Raw genomic sequence first — 17,085 nt, 5'->3', positions numbered from 1 at the left:
ACGAGACCAGCACGTTCGGGTGTGCAGTCTCAGCTACGAGCCGCGAGTATTTTTGCGAACTCCATCAGGACCGATGTTGTTCAGCCTTCTCATCGTGGCGGTCCGCACTCTATCGTTCGATCTGAGGCAACTCTGGCAGTGAACCTGTTCTGCGACCAACAGTAGCCCACGAGAGCAGGCAGAACTAGCAATAGCTCTGTCTGAAGCGGCTCTGACAACCCTCGCCGGGGGCGCACATGCCGGGAGAAATGATGTAGAAGGTCCTTGGTGCATGGAAAAAAGGAGCAAGGCTCGGTGGGTATTTGTGACATGAGTGAATTGCTGACAAATGCCGTTACGAAAGAAGATACCAAAGCCAATGACAGGCATCAACCAAAGGTGTGTGGCCGGATATTCCTGTGAAACCGGGGTATACGTTGTCGTCACGCGCTACCGACAGAAAGGCATACCCTAACTCAACCGTGTGGCATTGTGGGAGCGTGGTAAGCCCATATCGTTGTCTCTCGGGCAGATGAACCGTAAGAAACGTCATTGGCGATGCGGGTATGAGAGGACGTAAAAAAGCGAATGCCAGACAGTAATAGTCCGCATAGTAGTTGAAGCATTCCTTCCCACGAAAGCGTACCTACTTCCATCTGGGCTTTGCTTGCAAGACGCCTGTCTCACCCTGTACTGATCTGGTCGGTTTTACTATGTATCAATAACGAATATAAATAGGAGGGCGGCCCCTCCTATTTTTCAGTCATTCTGAGAGCCTCAGTCCTGGTTCAGGCCGCTTTTTCTGAGTGGGCTTTAATCTTCTCAAAAAAGTCTTTCAGGATCGGATCGCGATGAATCCGATAAACATAACGCATGGGATGTCTTGCTTGATCGACACTCCATGTCACTTGATCGGATAGTATCGGCGTATGCGTGATAACGCTTTCACACCAATCAGGATTCAGGAGCCAAGCCACCGGCGCCATATCCCATATCTCCTTCGACCAACCAACGTGATCATCAGAATATTCCTTGTATCGCTGCGCGAGGAACTTCCCGATCTCGCCATAAGGCTCGACATGTCGCTCGATTTCAGGAACGGAACTCAATAGGTGCGACACCACACCCATGCAGGGCAGAAGTACAAGTGGCACACCGCTATCGAACAGCACCTGTGCGCCGCCGACATCCTGGCGAAGATTGAATTCCCTGGTGTTCGGCCATTCCAATGCATGCCCACCGAGCCAAACGACAACAATTTTGTCAATAATATCAGGGGCTTTTAGAATTGCGGAAGCAACGTTACTAATTGCGGCAATTGCGACGACATAGAGCGGATCGTTGCTGGAACTTGCCCGAGCGCGAGTGATCAGATCGTCTACGGCAGGTGCTTCCTGTGCAACTTTTACAGACCCGACGTAGTTTTTAACACCTTTATAGACAAAGTTCTCCGGGTCAATGTCTAGTCGAGCGAGCAAACGCAATATCTCATCGTAGCTCAGCTCCATGCCATGGCCCGGATTATCCGATCGGGAATTATGAAACGGAGCCGCATAGATAGCCTTCAAGTCGAGGCGATCCGAGGAAAGCAACATTTGAACGATTGCGAACTGGTCGTCAATTTCGTTGTAGGTGTCTGTATCCAGAACACATCGAATCCGTCCCTTTGGTAGCGCGAGCATTCCAATTCTGGTGGCGTAATCGAGCTGGGTCATCAAGTTTTCTCCCTTAAACGCGGTTCTGGTCGCGGTCCGACGGCCTTCCCACCGCTGGACTCAAATAGATAGATATCGCTAGCTTTGGTGGTGAGTTTGATGCTGTCGCCTACGTTCAGCATCACCATTCCTTCAAGAACGACCGTCACAGTCGAACCAAGCGCATCGGCCACGACATGCGTTTGCGAGCCGGTCTGATCAACCTGCTGCACTGTTGCAGGAAGACCATGGTCGTTGTCTGAAAGACGGAGATGTTCAGGCCTGACACCAAACTCGAGAGGAGTGCCGTCGGAGATATCGGCAAGCGCTATGGAAGGAAACCCGTCTGACAGTTTCTCAACAACTGCATAGCCACGCTCCACTCTTCCGGGAATAAAGTTCATAGCTGGTGAGCCGATGAATCCGGCGACAAATTTATTGCTTGGATTATTGTAGAGCTCAATGGGCGTGCCGATCTGTTCGATTTTACCGGCATTGAGGACTGCGATACGGTCTGCCAGCGTCATGGCTTCGATCTGGTCATGTGTGACGTAAATAGATGTGGTCTTGACTTTCTGATGCAAGGCCTTGATCTCGGCGCGCATCATGACACGAAGTTTGGCGTCCAGATTTGAAAGCGGTTCATCGAATAAAAACACCGCCGGATTGCGGACAATTGCACGGCCCATGGCAACGCGCTGTCTCTGTCCTCCAGACAGTTGTGAAGGCCGTCGCTCAAGAATTGCATCAATGTGAAGCAATCGAGCTGCGTCCTCGACGCGCTTTTCAATTTCCGTCTTGCTCACCTTCGAAAGACGGAGATTAAGCGACATGTTCTCGCGAACAGTCATATGCGGATAGAGGGCATAGTTCTGAAAGACCATTGCCACATTGCGTTGCTTTGGATCGAGTGAATTTACAACTTTGCCGTCAAAGACGATTTCACCGGACGAGATCGTCTCCAGTCCAGCTACCATCCGAAGCAATGTTGATTTGCCACACCCTGACGGTCCCACAAGGGCAAGAAACTCTCCCTCCTCTACCGTCAGATCAATCCCATGAACGATTTGCGCCTGGCCATAAGATTTCTTGAGGCCGCGAAGCTCAACAGCACCCATGAGCAATTCCTCCCATTTTTTTGTACCTGACTACTCCAATGGCTTTGAGCAGAAGGAACAAAAGCTCAACTTGAAATGTGAGCACGTGTGCAGTATGTACAGAAGGTGTTTACGAGTGGTCAAGAGAAAGAATCAAATGAGCGACAAAAAAGAAGGACGTTCCCGTTCGATAGACGTCGCTCGACTGGCCGGAGTGAGCAGATCCGCCGTTTCGCGAACGTTCACTCCAGACGCATACGTTTCAAAGGCCACTCGGGAAAAAGTTCTGCGCGCCGCCAAAACATTGGATTACCATCCCAATGCGATGGCCCGAAGCCTGATCACCCAGAAAAGCGGGATAATTGGCGTTGTTTCTGCGGATTTGCAAAACCCGTTCTATGCTGACACGCTGGAAAAAATCGGAACTGCGTTACAAGAGCGAGGTTTCGCTTCACTTGTGCTTTTTGGCGATGAAACCAGTACAAAAATGCAGATCTCCCAGATACTATCGTATCAGGTAGACGCTCTAATCGTAACAAACGCCGTTCTGTCTTCAGCTCTCACCGAGAGTATAAGCCGTATGAAGCTACCGGTTGTTGCAATTAACCGCTATTTCCCTCAGGACTGGGTTACATCGATAACTTGCGATAATGCCGCAAGCGCAGCAGCAATGGCCGACCATTTGCTGGACCGAGGATGTTCAAAGATTGCGTTGATTACGGGCAAGCCAGACGCATCGAGCAGCCGTGACAGGGAGCTCGGCTTCGTTCGCGCACTTATCAAGCGTGGAATCGTGCCCGTTGCGATCGAAAATGGCGATTATAGCCACGATAGTGGTGCCGAGGCTGCACGAAAACTGTTATCGGCAAGGCTCAAGCCAGACGCCATTTTTTGCGCCAATGACCTCATGGCTATCGGTGTGATTGATATTGCTCGGACTGAATTCGGGCTTAAAATACCGGAAGATTTGCTCGTAGCTGGCTTTGACAACGCCGTTATTGGTTCTTGGCAATCGTATAATCTGACATCCGTTGATCAGAACATCAGCCAAATGATCGAACTCGCAATCGATAACGTAATGCGTCAGCTCCGCGGAGAGCCCGGGCTAACGGGGCAGCATCTGCATGTGACAGGCACACTTGTTGTTCGTCAGTCGACGAACGCTTCTGCGTGAACGATTGACAACGAATACGGCAGGTGCAAAAACATAACTGCACATGTGTGCACATTGGAGGAGGAACGAAATGACCCGGCTAACCAAGCTTGCTGGCGCAATGTTTGGTGCGACGACCCTTCTATTTGGAGGGATGGCGCACGCAGAAGAAACTACGATCACCTTTTTGAGCGCAGAGAAGGATACGACGTTCAAGCCGGTCATAGACGCGTTCCAAAAGCTTCATCCTGATATCAAGGTGGTGCATCAGTCCGTTCCTTTTAACGATCTGAATGCGGCTGTGGAGTCACGTATAGGTCAAGGTGACACCAGTATTGACGTCATCGCCGCAGACACGCCCCGCATCCCGGCATTTGCGTCGCGTGGTTATTTGCAAGATGTGACGGACCGAAGCGATGCCATCAAGTTGGCAAACCCTAATCCTGTCGATCTGGAGCAGGTAACTTACGACGGTAAGGTCTACGCTTACCCAATGTGGACATCGACACAGCTTCTCTTTTACAATCGCGCGTTACTCAAGAACGCAAAGATCGAGCTTCCGTCTGGTGATCCAGGCAAGCGAATGACGTGGGATCAACTGCTTGAGCAGGCACAGTCTGCGCAAAAGGCTGGTGCGAAATGGGGCTTAAACTTCCAGCAGGTCGACCGCTACTATCAATTGCAGATGTTGTTCGAATCCGCTGGCGCCGGGCCTGGTCTCAAGGGTGAACGTCTGCTCGAATCCAATATTGCAAGCGACGACTGGATTAAGACAGCGCAATGGTATGGGGATCTATTTAGCAACAATCTGTCTCCCCGTGGTGTCAAACCTGAGCAAACAGACGATCAGTTTATGAAGGGAGAAGTCGCCTTCATGATTGCCGGTCCATGGGCGATCGGGCGATATGACGGAGTCAAGGATCTTGACTATGGTGTTGCACCAGTACCTTATTTTAAGGATGGAAAACCCGTCACGCCAACTGGCTCATGGGCGCTTGCCTTAAACCCGCACAGCAAGAATATCGACAAAGCGCGGGAATTTGCTGAGTTCGCTTCACTGAACGCAGAGGGCAACTCCTTGACCGTTTCGGCCAATCCTTTACCGCCAACCAACGCAGATGCTTTCAAAAGCTATGCCGAAAAGTTCAAGGCGGAAAGCGGCAAGATTGGTCCTGCGATCGATATCATAAATTACGAACTGCAAAACTCGGCTGTAGGACGCCCGCGTACTGTCGGCTACGTCGCATTTGAAACGATCATGAATAAGGCATTCAGCGACATCAGAAACGGCGCTAACGCTTCGGAGACACTGAAGGCGGCCGACAAGCAGCTCACCAGGCAAATGTCGCGCATTCGCTAATTGGTATCGGTCCTTAGAATATGAGATGCCGTGTATCGGCGGCATCTCCTTTTACTTGCAAGCGGATTTATCGCCATGACATCGTCAAAGTCACGCTACCTGGTCGCTCTGGCTTTTCTGGGGCCGGCCTTGCTATCTGTTTTTCTGTTGCGACTGTGGCCAGCTGCTCTCGCCGTGGTAAATTCGTTCGAAATACCCGGTGGAGGCTATGGCATTGATAACTACACCTTTATATTCACTGACGAAGAGTTTTTGAATAGCCTGAAGATTACGGCAATTTACTCAATCATCATCAATCCCTTGCAAATTGCGATTGCCTTAGCGCTGGCCATACTCATGAATGCCGGCATGCGGACAATAGGATTTTGGCGAACAATCATTCTTTTGCCGGTTGCTATTCCACAAAGTGTATCGGCTGTTGTCTGGGGCGTAGCATTGCGTCCGGACGGACTTGTAAACTCGCTGCTGAATTCGCTGGGGTTTGAATCTCAACGCTTTCTGACGTCTCCAGATCAATCCCTCGCATCGATTATGCTCATTGTGAGCTGGATCGGGGTTGGCTATTGGATGACGTTCCTGGTCGCCGGCTTACAGGAAATCCCGAAATCGCTATACGAAGCCGTCAAGATTGACGGAGCAAACCGGTGGCAACAGTTCCGCTACATTACATTGCCACAGCTCCGACGGCCGCTCACATTTGTTTTGGTAGCAAATACAGTGGCCAACTTCCTTGTGTTCGCGCCGGTGCAGATTTTGACACAGGGCGGCCCAATGGGTTCCACAAACCTGATCATGAACGAGATTTATTCGCAGGCCTTTGTTCTTAGTGATCCGAGCAGTGCGGCCGCGTCGACCGTCATTCTGGTCGCAGTTGCGCTCATCGTCGTCACAGTGCAGTTCCGTTTGATGCGGGCTCAGGAGGAGCGGGTATGAACAAAGTATCGTTAGCGCGCAAGTTCTTCATTATATTGGTAGCGCTTGCTTTCTTTTTGCCTCTTTGGTGGCTTGCCGTGAGTTCATTCCGGCCAACAGATTCGATATTCCGGTATCTTTCCCCGGTTGGAGTCTACACTTTCTGGCCAGATGAGTGGACATTAGCGAACATCATTGGTGTATGGAAAAGCCCATTCAGTCTGGCCATCTGGAACTCGATACTTGTATCAGCCGTAACGGTTGTTATTGGCTTGATACTTTGTTCTATGGCGGCATTTGCGCTTGCCGTACTTGAGTTTCCGTTCCGAAATGGAGTTTTTATGCTGATGGTGATCAGCTTCCTGATCCCGTTTGATGCAATTGCTGTTCCGCTCTACAGTATAATGCGGATGTTCGGCCTTCAGGATAGCTATACCGGATTGATACTACCAGGAATCGGAAATGGACTTGCCGTGTTTTTGCTTCGACAGTTCTTCATGGGGATTCCAAAGGAAATCAGAGAAGCCGCTATTGTTGACGGGATGGGCTGGTTCCGAATTTACTATTCCATCTATCTGCCACTCTCGATCCCCGCAATGGTGAGTGCAGCGCTTATCCTGTTTATATTCCAGTGGCAGGCTTATTTGTGGCCTCTTTTGATAGCCCCTGGTGCTGACTACAAAGTGGCTGCAGTCGCTATTGCACAGTTTTCGACGGGGTATCAGACTGATTATGGTCTTATATTTGCCGCGGCATTGTTCATCGCAGTAATTCCGATGTTGATACTCACGATCATGCAACGCTTCTACTCTGCATCCATCGCCGCCACTGGCAGCAAAGAATAAAACAAAGAAGAATCTCTAACATCAAACGAGAACGACACCGTTCCCTATCTGGGGACGGTGAGTTTTGGGATGTTTCTGGCAACCACTTAAGCGAGGTTTGCAATGCTCAAAAATATCGATGTCATGCTGAACGCCGACCTTCTTCACGCATTACGGTCGATGGGACACGGCGATCAAATAGCGGTCGTGGACACAAATTTTCCGACAGATCGCATCGCGAGACAAACCGTTGTAGGTAAAGCCTTGCACGTCGATAATGTCGGGGCTGCACGCGCCGTTCAAGCTATACTTTCTGTGATGCCGCTTGACACTGCTTTGCAGAATTCCGCGGGGCGCATGGAGGTCTCTGGTAACCCGGATGAAATTCCAATGGTCCAACGGGAAGTTCAGTTGCAGGTAAACCTTGCCGAAGGGCGTGACTGTCCAATGTACAGTATCGAGCGTTTTGCTTTCTATGAATTAGCCAAAAAGGCATACTGCGTGGTCCAGACCGGCGAACCGCGCTTCTTTGGCTGCTTCCTCTTGACCATGGGCGTCATACCGCCAGCAGCGAATGAGTAAAGCAGACATGAAGAAGAACAGCATGCAGTCGAATGTCGTCATCCTCGGAGTCTTCGTCGCCGATACCGTATATCAAGCTCAGCAATTACCCCTGATTGGCCAAACAATTAAAGGCAATGGATTTGCCCTTGGTCCTGGGGGAAAAGGTTCCAATCAGGCTGTTGCCTCAGCGATGGCCGGTGCAACAACAACGTTTATCTCAAAAATTGGCAATGATGCCTTTGGTGAGATTGCGTTACAGACCTATAGAAAGGCGGGAGTCCGTACTCGTATTGTACAACTTGATGACGTTCCAACTGGAGCGGCATTCATCTTTGTGAACACGAATAACGGTGATAATTCGATAATAATTTATCCGGGAGCAGCTGGGACGATATCAGTGGATGACGTCGAAAATGCGAGAGACGCAATTGAATGCGCCCGCGTTTTTGTTACCCAGCTTGAACAACCGTTGGAAGCGGCCGTCAGGGCATTGCAGATTGCTAAAAATGCTGGTGTCACGACCATATTCAACCCCGCGCCGGCGGAAGCGTTTCCTGAATCTATGTATGCGCTTTGTGATTTCATTATTCCGAATGAAACCGAGGCCGCAGCATTGGTCGGCTTCGATCTTTGTTCGCTCGATGATGCACGCCGCGCCGGTGATATCCTTGTGAATCGTGGAGCAAAGGCAGCAATTATCACGCTAGGCTCGCGGGGCGTCCTTGTGCACTCCTCAACGTTATCAACGCATATTCCCGTCATTTCTAATGGTCCGCCGGTGGATACGACTGGAGCTGGTGATGCATTCGTTGGTGGTTTCGCAGCCGCTCTCTCCAACGGAATGGAAACGGTTGAATCTGTCCGCTTTGGTTGTGCTGCTGCCGGAATTGCGGTCACCCGAAAGGGAGCTGCGCAAGCAATGCCGGATCGTTCTGAAATCGAGGCGCTATTAGCGGCGGCGTCATTCTAACAGATTATCATTGATGGCAACGATATTGGGTTGTTAGAAGGGATGAGTAACTATGCCATTCGATGGGCGCCAACCTTAGGCAGACGCTTTGCTCGATCAGTTAGAACGTAGACTCATAAACTGATGCACCAGACACCGACAGCGATGAGTTTGGCAGCGGCCAGGAAATGGGCGGGTTCTTATCGTAACGTGGGGCGATGCCACGATAGTGTTTGATGCGATTAAAGCACAGCTCGCCCAGTTTTCCGTTCTGCTGCGGTCTTGCGGATGGCATCGGTGTCGTAAGCTTTGTCCGCAGGCAGCGCGTCGCCTTCTTTGATACAAGCCATGAGGCCTTCAGCCTGAGAGCAGTCAGCACTTGGTCGCCTGTTCGACAAAGATTGATCGGACGGCCTTCCGCATCAACAATCGCGTGGATTTTACTTGTGAGGCCTCCACGGAAAGGTCCCATGTAACCATCGCCGGCAACCCCATTTCCCCGCGGCTCCGCGCTGGTGAACACGAACACAGTTGCTTTCGAACATAGAACGATGACGGACCTATCGAAATAGGGGCCTTTGGACATCGAATAGCCCAGCTTCTTGAGAGCTGGAGACCTATATCAGTGCTCATTGACGAGACGTTTGCGACAGATCCAAATAAAGTCCTGTCGCCAAACTCCGTCATTGTCTGTGGTCGCAGGAAAAGCTGCGGCGATATGATCACTGCGATGCAAGCTATCCCTGAAAACCGCCTGCCTCGAGAAACTTGATTTCTGCTGTGGTCGTGATCCGTCCCAACATTGGATTGCGGTGCCGGAAACGCCCGAAACGGCGGATTATGTCTCGATGGTTCTCCGCATGAGAGAGCCATGGCTCGCCAAGTTTCGCATTGAGGGCCACGGAGACGTCCTGATCGGCGATTTCTTCCGAATGCGCGAAGGGGAGACAAAAGAACAGACGTAGTTCCTCCCCGACCCGCTCCATATGTTCCATCTTCTGCGCCTCGCGGGCGTAGTGGCGAGCCAACGGATCGGTGGCGTACATGTGGCCAGTGCCGCGAAAGCAATTACGCGGGAACTGGTCCGTAAGGATCAGCAACGCCAACGCGCCTTCGGGCGTCTCCATCCAGCTGTCATGGCGCCTTTCGGCGACCTCCATATGCAGTTCGAGATAGCATTCCCGGAAGCTACGGTCGAAACTCTTGTCCTTGACGAACCATCGGCCCTTCTCCCCGGCTTGTTTCCAGAAGCTGATAACATCCGAAATCAGCCCGTCGTTACTGCGCTGCCGCGTTCTGGGTATGGTAATCATGACGAAACCTTCAGTCCGCCTTTGGTGATGCATTGCAATGAATTAGGTTGACCCCGTCGTGATGTGCAGCTTCGGCCGCCATTCGAGCGGGTTTCGATCTGATTGGATCAGATCGGCGCTCTAATCAGCCTCGCGACAATTGCCATACCACGAGGGCGGCAAACGCTGCAGGCACGGCAAAGACGACAAAGAGGATCGGCAGTTCCTGAGCGATCGTGTAGCCAGCCTTGGTCACGCCGACCCACATGTTGACCGCCGCCACAGCCAACCAAACTGGGATAAAGAGCTTGGCTGCGGCGGCCATACCGGCAAGGTCGCCGCCCCAGAGCTTTCCGAACAGAAGGGAGACGCCGAGCAAGACGACACCTCCGACGATGACAAGAAGCATATGCATGTGTCCCCCTTTGCGGACGAACGACCTGCCGGTTTAGCGGCAGGTTGCCGATACCATCACTTGGTCGTATAGCCGCCATTGACGAGGACGGTCTGTCCAGTCATCCACCAGCCGTCTGATACCATAAAGCGGATATAGGGGACAATGTCCTCAATGTCTGTCAAACCCGTCTTCGAGAACTTGGAGAGTGCTGCTGCGGTCTTGTGGTAGGCAACGGCATCCTCGCCCTCAGCCGGATAGAAGAAAGGCGTGTCCATCGGGCCGGGACCGATCGCGGTCACCGAGATGCCACGCTCGCCAAATTCCTTCGATGCCGCCCGCGTAAAGTGCTCGACCGGCGCCTTGGTGCCGGCATAACTCGAATAGAAGGGCGTGAACGCCCCCAGCAGCGAGGTAACGAGCGTGCAAATCTTACCATTGTCGTTGAGATGCTTGCCGGCCTCCTTAAGAAAGAAGAATGCGGACTTGGCGTTGACGGCGCTCATCTCGTCATATTCTGCCTCGCTGATCTCGATGATCGGCTTCTTCAACACCTTACCGACAGTGTTGATAGCGATATCCGGCTTGCCGATGGCGGCAACAGTGTCGGCGAAAAGCTTTTCCATCGCGCCAGCCGTCGTGAGGTTGGCCTGAAAGGCGAAGGCTTCTGCGCCCAGGGCTTTGACGGAGGCGACGGTGGCATCCGCATCCGCCTTCGTTGCCGCACTGTTATAATGGATGGCGATTGCCTTTGCGCCATGTTCGGCGAGATCGCGAGCGATTAGCCCGCCGAGATTCTTCGCTCCACCGGCGATGATGACGGTTTTACCCTTAATGCTGTGATCGGTCATAGGTCGATCTCCTTTGCCAATATGGCGACCGCGTCGGCGGCCGCTTTCGTAGAAGGAGAATACTGACTATGATTGCACGATAAAGACGATCATTCTGACATCACTTGTCAGAGAATTCGTCTAATGGAGGGCTTTCCCACTTGGATCGTATTGATCTGTTCCGTATTTTCTCCCGCGTCGTCGAGTGCGCGAGCTTCACTCGTGCCGCCGATACGCTCGGCGTGCCACGCTCGTCGGTGTCCGCGGCCGTGCAGGAACTGGAGGGGCGTGTGGGCGCGCGGTTGCTCCATCGCACTACACGCCGCGTCTCGCCGACCCAGGACGGCGTAGCTTTTTACGAGCGTTGCCTGCGGGTCGTTGCCGAGGTTGAAGACACGGAAAACCTGTTCCGGCAGACCGCAGCTCAACCGTCGGGCAGACTGAAGATTGACGTTCCCGGTCGTATTGGACGGCTCATCATTGCGCCGGCGCTTCCTGAATTCCTCGACCGTTACCCTCAAATCGATATCGATCTCGGCGTCAGCGACCGCGCGGTGAATCTCATAGAAGACGGCGTAGATTGTGTGCTGCGCGTCGGGCCTTTGAATGACTCAGGCCTGATAGCGCGACCTATCGGCAAGCTGGCGCTGATCAATGTCGCAAGCCCCGCCTATCTGAAACGTTATGGTGCTCCTGACGGTCCCAGTGATCTCGGATCCCACTGGGCTGTCAACTATGCTTCCCCCTCCAGTGGCCGGGTCGACGACTGGGAATGGATCGAGGATGGCAAGCTACGCGCTCTGCCAGTGCGAGGCCGCGTCACCGTCAACAGCGCTGAAGCATATATCGCTTGTTGCCTGGCAGGACTCGGCTTGATCCAGATTCCTGCCTACGATGTCAGACGGCACCTGGAAGCAGGGGAACTGGTTGAGGTGATGTTAAGCCATCGTACGGAGCCTATGCCCATAACGCTGCTTTACCCGCATCGTCAGCATCTCTCGCGGCGATTGCAGGTCTTCGCCGATTGGCTTGAAGCATTACTCAAGAGCGATGTTCTATGATTGCCGAGATTACCCAAGCCTATTCCCTCATATACCAACCGATGCACCCCAATGTTGTCAGTCTGTGCTTGGCACGTTGCACCGTCGATTAAAGCTGGCGCCTTCCGACGTTGCGAAGGTCCGCTCTTGTCGCTTTTAGGGATGGCTGGGAACGACCGAGATGAATGTCAGGAACTGTCATCGAGATTTTTCTAGCACTATAGCAGTTATTTTTTCCGTGGCCTTCGAAACCGGGCTGGCTGGTTCGACCCCTAGTTGGTCGTAAAGATTGGGTGTTCTGACTTCCAACTGGTCATCATCAGGCCCAGCGGTGTCCATATAAAATGGGGCGGCTGAGCATATCTGCGTCAAACAATAAAGTATTTCTAAAGCCTCTTGACAGCTCGACGATTTCAATCAATCATTTAAATAAATAAAACAACGTTTCATTATTTGAAACGACTGGGGATGAAAAAATGGATGAGGCTTCCGGCAAAACCGGGAAGGCTGGTGCTGGCACCAGTACGCTCGATATGGCCTTGCGCGTATTGGAGTTCCTTTCGGGGCAGGATCAGCCGATGACGCTGGCGCAGATCGCGAAGGCGTTTTCTGCAAACAAGGCTACGGTCTATCGGCATCTTGTTACCCTGCAGCGCCACGACTTCGTGCGTCAGGACCCGGAAACCAGCCGTTATGAAGCGGGTATTAAGCTACTGATGCTGGGCGAGGCGGTGCGCAACCGTTTTCAGGTGGCGACAGCAGCGCGCGACGAGCTTTCGGCTTTGCGCGAACGCACCGGCCAAGCGGTGACGATCTGTGGTCTGGTCGACAACAAGCTTGTTGTGCTGGACCTGCTGCACGGACGTACCGTGATTGAATTCGGCACGCGGCCAGGCACGGAATTGTCCGTCCATGCCACCGCGCATGGCAAGGTCTGGCTGGCTTTTGGTGCAGCCTCCTTGATGGACCAGACCCTGGCTGCGCCTTTGCATGTGTGGACGCCGAAGACGATCACCGATCCGGCTCGGTTGCAGGCAGAAGCTGCAGAAGTTCGCGCCAAGGGCTGGGCCATCGCTGCCGATGAGCTTCTGACTGCGGTTAATGCGTTAGCGGCCCCCGTATTCAATCACCGTGGGGAAATCACCGGTTCCGTCGCCATTGTTGGCTCGACGCAATTCATCGGTGCTCCACCGGAAGACGCACAGGTCAATGAGGTCCTTGCGACGGCGCGTCGGATCTCGGAACGTTTGGGATGGAGAGAACAACAATGACTTATTCGCTTGCAGTGGATATCGGCGGCACCTTCACCGATATCGTGCTTCGTAATTCTGACGGTCGTCTGTCGGTCGACAAGACCCTGACCACGCATGAAGATCTGCTCAGCGGGTTCTTCGGTGGCGTCAATGCTGTATTGAAAAAAGCTGGCATTTCTTCCGATGCGATTGATGGTGTCATCGTGCATGCGACAACGGTGGTCACAAATGCGTTGATCGAGCGGAAGGGCCCGCCAACTGCGCTTGTCGTGACTGAGGGGTTTCGCGATGTATTGTCGATCCGTAACGAGCATCGTTACGACATGTATGATCCGCAGATTGAGTTTCCTGAGCCGCTGGTCGCACCGGAACTTACCTTCGGTATCAAGGAGCGCACGCTTGCCGATGGATCAACTGCCGAAACACCCTCCGATGCAGAAATTGAGGCACTAGCTTCCGAAATTCGCAAGAGCGGCGCGCAATCGGTTGCCATCTGTTTCCTCAACTCTTTCGTCAATGCAGCCAATGAAGCGCATGTGGCTGCACGTCTGTCGCGGTCGCTCAATGACGTGTTCATCTGCACCTCGTCCGATGTCGCTCCGCAGATCCGTGAATATCCCCGTGCATCAACGGCCGCCGTCAACGCTTACACCATGCCGATCTCGCAGCCCTATCTGCGTCGGCTAAGCGACCGGCTGCGGGATGAGGGATTTGGCAATACGCCGCTGATCATGCTCAGTTCCGGCGGGGTTGTCGGCGCGGAGACTGCGGGGCGCAACCCAGTGCGTATGATCGAGAGCGGACCTGCCGCCGGCGCACTCGCTGCCTGTCATTACGCTGAGGTACTCGGCATCGACCGGCTTATGTCCTTCGATATGGGCGGCACGACGGCCAAGGCGTGTCTGATTGAAAACCGGACGCCGCTGGTGACGGGTCTGTTTGAAGTGGATCGTCGCTATCGCTTCAAGGAAGGCAGCGGCCTGCCGGTCACTGTGCCTTCGATTGACCTTATCGAAATCGGCGCCGGTGGCGGCAGCATTGCGCATGTCGATGAACTCGGCCTGCTGAAAGTCGGCCCGGAAAGTGCAGGGTCCAATCCGGGCCCTGCCTGTTACGGCCGGGGTGGAGCGAATGCGACTGTAACCGATGCCGATCTGATGCTCGGCCTCATCGATGCGGAGAATTTCCTCGGTGGAGAGATGCGGTTGGATCGCGCAGCCACCGAACGGGCCATGCAAAAGCTCGCCGACGGTCTGGGTACAACCCCCGTTCAGGCGTCGCGCGGCATCTATCGCGTGGTTACGGAAGCCATGGCTTCAGCCGCCAGAGCGCACGCAACTGATAGGGGCGTCGACTATCGCGGTTTGCCGCTGTTTGCCTTTGGGGGCGCTGGTCCGCTGCACGCCTGCGGTGTTGCTGAGCTTTTGCAAAGCGCGTCAGTGATTGTGCCCCCACGCTCCAGTGTGCTTTCGGCATTCGGAACGCTTGTGACGCCGCTGCGTCTTGATCTCGTTCGCAGTGATCTCGTGCGGCTCGATGCAATCGACTGGGACCGTACGGAAAAGCTCCTGGGCGAACTGGAAAAAGAGGGCCGCATGGCGCTCATGGAAGCTGGTTGCGCATCTGCCGATGTTGAAATTCATGTCGGTGCCGATCTGCGTTACTTCGGACAACAGCACGAAGTCACCGTTACGTTTGATCAGGATCCGCGCGAGACACACGATACGCAGTCGATTGAGGTACTGTTCTCGGAAGCCTATCGCACCCTCTATGGAGTCAATCCATCGCACGTTCCTGTAGAGGTCGTTAGCTGGCGCATTACCGTCAACGGTCCCGCGATCCACTTTCACCCCGCTGGTCAACCGGCCAGCGCAATTGGCGAGCCGAAGGGTTTCCGCCCTGTCCATGCCTGGCAGGATGGTGAGATGGTTGCGGTTTATGAGCGTAGCGATCTTGCCGTTGGGCAGGTTGTTGATGGCCCGGTGATCATCGAGGAACGCGAAACCACGACAGCCATTCCGCCGCACTGGGTCGCAACAATTGATGCATTTGGATGCATCGTTGCGACCAGGAAAGCAGCACAGGCTTGAGGAATTGACGCTCTGGTCTCTGGTGGCCTTGACGGGCAACGCCAGAGCCAGCGCAACGGTTGGGAGGAAGAACCGTGGACGGCATCGAACTTGAGATTCTCTGGTCAAATCTGATCGGAATTGTCACCGAACGCGCCAAGGCGCTGCAACGTATCGCATTCAGCCCTATCGTCCGTGAGGCTGGCGATCTGGCCTGCGCGCTGTTCGATCAGCGTGGGCGCATGGTGGCGCAAGCCAATACCGGCACACCGGGCCATATCAATTCGCTCGCTTTTGCGGGACAGCATCTTGTGCGTGAATTCAGTGGCCGGTGCGAACCGGGTGATGTGCTCATCACGAACGATCCGTGGCTTTCGGCAGGGCATTTCTTCGATATCACGATCCTGACGCCGATCTTCAATGGTGAGCGCCTTATTGCCTATATCGGCTCGACCATCCATCACACCGATATCGGGGGCTATGGTATCGGCGCTGGCGCCCGTGATGTGCATGAAGAAGGGCTTTGGATTCCACCGCTCAAGTTCTACGAGCGTGGCGTGATGAATCCCGTCTTGCAGGCTATGATCCGTCGTAATGTTCGCACGCCCGATGCCGTGTTTGGCGATCTGGCCGCACAGGTTTCAAGCGGTCAGGCTGCCGCCGAGCATCTGATCGCACTGTGCGAGCGTCAGGGCGTCGATGATATCGAGATGTTGTCGGATGAAATCATCGCCCGTTCCGAAGAAGCCACCCGCGCGGCTATCCGCAAGTTGAAGGGGGGCACTTATCACGGCGAATCCCAGTTTGATGTTCCCGGTGGCGAGGTTATCACGCTAAAGACTGCCGTGACCGTCGATCCGGATGCAGGCAGCATCATTGTCGATTTCGATGGTAGTTCAATGCAGACAGCGACGGGTATTAATGTGGTGTTGAATTATACCCACGCCTACTCGACTTTCGCCATCCGCAGCTGCCTCAATCCCGAACTTCCGAATAATTCCGGTTCACTGGCGCCGATTGAAATCCGCGCCCCGGAAGGCTCCATCGTGAATTGCAGCTATCCGGCTCCCGTCAATGCGCGCCACGTTGTTGGTATGTATGTGCCGATGCCGATTTTGAAAGCGCTCTATCAGGTCATTCCAACCCAGGTACTCGCCGAAGGATCAGGCGCCGTTTGGACGATCCAGATCCAGGGTCGCAACGATGCAGGGCAGGCGTTTACCTCGTCGATGTTCAATTATTCCGGCGGGATGGGCGCGCGCGCCGAAAAGCACGGGCCCAGTGCCACATGCTATCCGACTGGCGTCGCCGCCGTTCCGATAGAAATTCTCGAAGCAGCAATGCCGATCGTCTTCGACCGCAAAGAACTGCGCCGGGGTTCGGGAGGAGCAGGACGTATGCGCGGTGGCGATGGCCAGACCATCGGGTTCCACATGCGCACCGATGTGCCATGGCTTCTGAATGCCGTGCCGAGCCGGCTCGACAAGGGACCGGAAGGGCTTGGTGGCGGGTCCGACGGCACCGCGGGGCGGTTCCTCGTCAATGGCAAGTCGGTCAGCGAAGCGAAGAAGCTCACCATGCAGCCTAATGACAGGGTGGTACTGGAAACGCCAGGCGGCGGAGGGTTCGGCAAGCCTGCCTGACGGTTAAGAGAGTGAAATAGCAGACGAACTTA

Annotated in this window: 15 protein-coding genes and 1 pseudogene; 10 read left to right on the top strand and 6 right to left on the bottom strand. The window is 53.9% G+C overall.

From position 1 onward, the window contains the following. Positions 1-767 precede the first annotated feature (767 nt). A complete protein-coding gene (locus tag FGI60_RS05585) occupies positions 768-1,694 on the bottom strand; it encodes a nucleoside hydrolase (protein WP_138784292.1) in 927 nt (308 codons plus the stop codon). Further along, positions 1,694-2,791 carry an ABC transporter ATP-binding protein gene (locus tag FGI60_RS05580; protein ID WP_138784291.1) on the bottom strand — a complete coding sequence of 366 codons (1,098 nt, stop codon included), beginning with the start codon at positions 2,789-2,791 and terminating at the stop codon, positions 1,694-1,696. Before FGI60_RS05580 ends, FGI60_RS05585 begins: the two co-directional genes overlap by 1 nt. Before the next feature lie 136 nt (positions 2,792-2,927). Between FGI60_RS05580 and FGI60_RS05575 the strand changes: the two genes are divergently transcribed. The 6 genes from FGI60_RS05575 to rbsK all read left to right on the top strand — a co-directional run bounded on the left by FGI60_RS05575 (position 2,928) and on the right by rbsK (position 8,553). Further along, positions 2,928-3,944, top strand: coding sequence for a LacI family DNA-binding transcriptional regulator (locus tag FGI60_RS05575; RefSeq protein ID WP_171058705.1), 1,017 nt, complete (start codon positions 2,928-2,930; stop codon positions 3,942-3,944). Between the two features lie 70 nt (positions 3,945-4,014). Further along, positions 4,015-5,283 (top strand): sugar ABC transporter substrate-binding protein, encoded by a 1,269-nt coding sequence (locus FGI60_RS05570; protein ID WP_171058704.1) that lies wholly within the window; start codon positions 4,015-4,017, stop codon positions 5,281-5,283. A gap of 75 nt (positions 5,284-5,358) precedes the next feature. Then, positions 5,359-6,216 (top strand): carbohydrate ABC transporter permease, encoded by an 858-nt coding sequence (locus FGI60_RS05565; RefSeq protein ID WP_138784288.1) that lies wholly within the window; start codon positions 5,359-5,361, stop codon positions 6,214-6,216. Then, on the top strand, positions 6,213-7,040 hold the full coding sequence (locus FGI60_RS05560) for a carbohydrate ABC transporter permease (RefSeq protein WP_138784287.1): 828 nt from the start codon (positions 6,213-6,215) through the stop codon (positions 7,038-7,040). The genes FGI60_RS05565 and FGI60_RS05560 overlap by 4 nt, the downstream gene beginning before the upstream one ends. A gap of 102 nt (positions 7,041-7,142) precedes the next feature. Further along, the gene (locus FGI60_RS05555; protein ID WP_138784286.1) at positions 7,143-7,601 is read left to right on the top strand and encodes an RbsD/FucU family protein; all 459 of its coding nucleotides are present in this window, start codon (positions 7,143-7,145) and stop codon (positions 7,599-7,601) included. 22 nt (positions 7,602-7,623) lie between these two features. Further along, positions 7,624-8,553, top strand: coding sequence for a ribokinase (rbsK, locus tag FGI60_RS05550; RefSeq protein WP_138784634.1), 930 nt, complete (start codon positions 7,624-7,626; stop codon positions 8,551-8,553). Positions 8,554-8,666: 113 nt separating this feature from the next. Here the strand turns inward: rbsK and FGI60_RS05545 are convergent. From FGI60_RS05545 to FGI60_RS05530, 4 genes and pseudogenes are all read right to left on the bottom strand, one after another. Beyond that, a pseudogene (locus FGI60_RS05545) lies at positions 8,667-9,077 on the bottom strand (IS5/IS1182 family transposase); the annotation flags it as partial. 192 nt (positions 9,078-9,269) lie between these two features. After that, positions 9,270-9,845: a DUF924 family protein gene (locus tag FGI60_RS05540; protein WP_138784284.1), complete on the bottom strand. Its 576-nt coding sequence runs from the start codon at positions 9,843-9,845 to the stop codon at positions 9,270-9,272. Positions 9,846-9,969: 124 nt separating this feature from the next. Next, a complete protein-coding gene (locus FGI60_RS05535) occupies positions 9,970-10,239 on the bottom strand; it encodes a hypothetical protein (RefSeq protein ID WP_138784283.1) in 270 nt (89 codons plus the stop codon). Between the two features lie 56 nt (positions 10,240-10,295). Next, entirely contained in the window at positions 10,296-11,069 is a 774-nt protein-coding gene (locus FGI60_RS05530; RefSeq protein ID WP_138784282.1) for an SDR family oxidoreductase, read from the bottom strand. Between the two features lie 140 nt (positions 11,070-11,209). Here FGI60_RS05530 and FGI60_RS05525 point away from each other — a divergent pair, with 140 nt between their 5' ends. From FGI60_RS05525 to FGI60_RS05510, 4 genes are all read left to right on the top strand, one after another. Then, entirely contained in the window at positions 11,210-12,109 is a 900-nt protein-coding gene (locus tag FGI60_RS05525) for a LysR family transcriptional regulator (RefSeq protein ID WP_138784281.1), read from the top strand. Positions 12,110-12,564: 455 nt separating this feature from the next. Beyond that, complete coding sequence (locus FGI60_RS05520) at positions 12,565-13,359, top strand: IclR family transcriptional regulator (RefSeq protein WP_138784280.1); 795 nt, start codon at positions 12,565-12,567, stop codon at positions 13,357-13,359. Continuing rightward, complete coding sequence (locus FGI60_RS05515) at positions 13,356-15,431, top strand: hydantoinase/oxoprolinase family protein (protein ID WP_138784279.1); 2,076 nt, start codon at positions 13,356-13,358, stop codon at positions 15,429-15,431. The genes FGI60_RS05520 and FGI60_RS05515 overlap by 4 nt, the downstream gene beginning before the upstream one ends. 74 nt (positions 15,432-15,505) lie before the next feature. After that, on the top strand, positions 15,506-17,053 hold the full coding sequence (locus tag FGI60_RS05510; RefSeq protein ID WP_138784278.1) for a hydantoinase B/oxoprolinase family protein: 1,548 nt from the start codon (positions 15,506-15,508) through the stop codon (positions 17,051-17,053). The last annotated feature ends 32 nt before the right edge of the window (positions 17,054-17,085 follow it).

The sequence above is a fragment of the Brucella haematophila genome (assembly GCF_005938105.1).
Taxonomy (GTDB): Bacteria; Pseudomonadota; Alphaproteobacteria; order Rhizobiales; family Rhizobiaceae; genus Brucella; species Brucella haematophila.
The sequence above is the reverse complement of the archived record's forward strand: the minus strand, read 5'-3'. Positions and strand labels throughout refer to the sequence as shown.

What these genes read in the sequence shown, in the direction of transcription:
- FGI60_RS05535 (WP_138784283.1), bottom strand. Translation starts at nt 10,239, where the DNA reads ATGCATATGCTTCTTGTCATCGTCGGAGGTGTCGTCTTGCTCGGCGTC.
- FGI60_RS05515 (WP_138784279.1), top strand. Translation starts at nt 13,356, where the DNA reads ATGACTTATTCGCTTGCAGTGGATATCGGCGGCACCTTCACCGATATC.
- FGI60_RS05580 (WP_138784291.1), bottom strand. Translation starts at nt 2,791, where the DNA reads ATGGGTGCTGTTGAGCTTCGCGGCCTCAAGAAATCTTATGGCCAGGCG.
- FGI60_RS05560 (WP_138784287.1), top strand. Translation starts at nt 6,213, where the DNA reads ATGAACAAAGTATCGTTAGCGCGCAAGTTCTTCATTATATTGGTAGCG.
- FGI60_RS05565 (WP_138784288.1), top strand. Translation starts at nt 5,359, where the DNA reads ATGACATCGTCAAAGTCACGCTACCTGGTCGCTCTGGCTTTTCTGGGG.
- FGI60_RS05585 (WP_138784292.1), bottom strand. Translation starts at nt 1,694, where the DNA reads ATGACCCAGCTCGATTACGCCACCAGAATTGGAATGCTCGCGCTACCA.
- rbsK (WP_138784634.1), top strand. Translation starts at nt 7,624, where the DNA reads ATGCAGTCGAATGTCGTCATCCTCGGAGTCTTCGTCGCCGATACCGTA.
- FGI60_RS05555 (WP_138784286.1), top strand. Translation starts at nt 7,143, where the DNA reads ATGCTCAAAAATATCGATGTCATGCTGAACGCCGACCTTCTTCACGCA.
- FGI60_RS05530 (WP_138784282.1), bottom strand. Translation starts at nt 11,069, where the DNA reads ATGACCGATCACAGCATTAAGGGTAAAACCGTCATCATCGCCGGTGGA.
- FGI60_RS05520 (WP_138784280.1), top strand. Translation starts at nt 12,565, where the DNA reads ATGGATGAGGCTTCCGGCAAAACCGGGAAGGCTGGTGCTGGCACCAGT.
- FGI60_RS05570 (WP_171058704.1), top strand. Translation starts at nt 4,015, where the DNA reads ATGACCCGGCTAACCAAGCTTGCTGGCGCAATGTTTGGTGCGACGACC.
- FGI60_RS05575 (WP_171058705.1), top strand. Translation starts at nt 2,928, where the DNA reads ATGAGCGACAAAAAAGAAGGACGTTCCCGTTCGATAGACGTCGCTCGA.
- FGI60_RS05540 (WP_138784284.1), bottom strand. Translation starts at nt 9,845, where the DNA reads ATGATTACCATACCCAGAACGCGGCAGCGCAGTAACGACGGGCTGATT.